This window comes from Rhizobacter sp. P2_H2 (assembly GCF_056403375.1).
Window position 1 is genome coordinate 1 of sequence record NZ_JBFUFP010000923.1, and the last position, 2,191, is coordinate 2,191.

At 71.1% G+C, this 2,191-nt stretch carries 2 protein-coding genes; both read left to right on the plus strand.

Going from position 1 to position 2,191, the window contains the following annotated elements; genetic code table 11:
- Positions 1-726: metallophosphoesterase (locus AC1D15_RS28285; RefSeq protein WP_477828627.1), on the plus strand; the 726-nt coding region annotated here is incomplete at its 5' end.
- Between the two features lie 121 nt (positions 727-847).
- Positions 848-2,191: PEP-CTERM sorting domain-containing protein (locus AC1D15_RS28290; protein ID WP_477828628.1), on the plus strand; the 1,344-nt coding region annotated here is incomplete at its 3' end.

Consider the following 2,191-nt stretch of genomic DNA (forward strand, 5'->3'; position numbering starts at 1 on the left):
GAGCCGAACTGGCTGCAGGTGCGCGAGACCCCACTCGGCACGAGCTGCGGCGTGCGCGTCGCGCTGATCTCGGACCTGCACGTCGGCCTCTACGTGCGCGAGGCCGAACTGCAGCGCCTCGTCGACCGGCTGAACACGCTGCAGGTCGATGCGGTGCTGGTGGCGGGCGACTGGACCTTCGAGCCGAGCCACGACCTGCGCACCACCTTCGCGCCGCTGGCCGGCGTGCGGCATCGCGTGCTGTCGGTGCTGGGCAACCACGACGAACAGCGCCCCGGCCCGCCGCTGCGCGACGAGCTGCAGCAGGCGCTGGCAGCCGCGCGCGTCGAGGCCATCGATGGCAAGCGCGTGCCGCTCGGCCGCTGCGAGCTGCAGGGCCTGGGCGACCGCACTGCGGGCTCGGCGCAGCGCAACCTCGACGCCTCGCGCACGCAACCCTGGACGGTGGACCGCGCGCACCGCGTGATGCTGACCCACAACCCCGACACGGTGTTCGACCTGCAGCCCGACGAGGCGGCGCTGCTGCTGGCCGGCCACACGCACGGCGGGCAGATCGACATTCCCGTCTTCACGAAGCACCTGCTGGCCCACGCCACCGACGGAGGTTTTCAACAAGGCCTCTACGAGCTGAAGAACGCCCGCGTCTACGTGACCCCGGGTGTCGGCATCGACAAGCTGCCGCTGCGCTTTCGCGTGCCGCCGACCATCGACGTGCTGAGCTTCTAGGCACATCCGTCAGATCGATCGCGCAAGACCTCGCACCCCGCGAGGGTGTGCAAAGAAGCGACACCGCTTGACATGGTCGTGGCGTAGAACCGCGGCACAAGTCACGTATCAGGGGGTCGTCATGATGCAGATACTCGCGCGGCTCTGCGCCACGCTGTGCGCCGCCGTGGGCCTTGTMGCCGCACCCGCGGCCCATGCAGCCAACTACGCGTTGTTCGACCTGGGGACGCTGGGGCCGCCGCCAGGGCCGGGACAGTGGAATCGCATGGAGGCCACCGGCTTGAGCAACAGCGGCCAGGCGGTGGGCTTTCAAACCCACCTCACCCAGGCGACGGACGGGTCGTGGAGCGAAACAGGCCGGACCGCCTGGATCAGCGGCGCCAACGGCATCGGCCTGAGCGCCCTCCCGACGCTCGGCGGTTCGTCGTGGACCCAGGCCAACGGCATCAACGACGCGGGCTGGGTGGTCGGCACGTCGTTGACGGCCGCCGGCACCGAGCGAGCCTTCGTGATCGGCCCGAACGGCACATCGGCACGCGAGCTCGGCACGCTGGGCGGCAGCTCCAGCAGCGCAACCGCCATCAACGCCAGCGGCCAGGTGGTGGGCACCAGCACGACCGCCGCGGGGGTTCAACGCGGCTTCATCAGCGATGCACAGGCCGGCAACCTGCATGAACTCGGCAGCCTGTACCCCGGCGGCACCAGCACCCCGACCGCCGTCAACGCATCCGGGCAGGTCACCGGCATGAGCAACCGCGCCCCGCTGGACGCCACGGACCGTGCCTTCATCACCGGACCGAACGGTGCTGCCATGCGCGAGATCCCCGGCCCCTACCCGGGCGACTTCAGCCGGGGCCTGGGCATCAACGACCGCGGGCAGGTCGTGGGGCTGGCAGCGCCCGGCCTCCGCTTCCCCACCGGGTTCATCGCCGAGGCCGACGGCAGCAGCCGCACGCTGGAGGTGCCACTGCCTCCCGCAGGCGGCGAATTCCCGGTGTCCGTGGACGTGTGGCCTGGCGGAATCAACGCCGCGGGCCAGGTGGTCGGCCGCTATCACCAAGGCACCTACGCGGAGGGCTTGTTCGTCACCGGGCCCGACGGCAACGGCGCAACGCTGGTCGACTACGGCCCGTTCTCCCCCGGTCCCCCCGGGTCGGCGCTGTATTGGAACTACGACGCCGCGCTGCTGATCAACGATGCCGGGCAGATCCTTGCCACGTCGGGGGACGGCCACGTCTACCTGATCTCGCCGGTGCCCGAGCCCGCCGTCGTCGCGATGATGCTGGTGGGCCTGGGCCTGCTGGCCTTTCGGCACCGGCGGCAGCTGGTCCGCGGGCTGGCGGCGCTGGGCGCGTCCGGCGCCTTGCTGGCCGCCGCGCCGCTCGCGCAGGCCGTCGAGTACAAGCTCACCGACCTCGGCGGCTTCGGCGGCGACTGGATCGGCATGGTCGCCACCGGCCTGAAC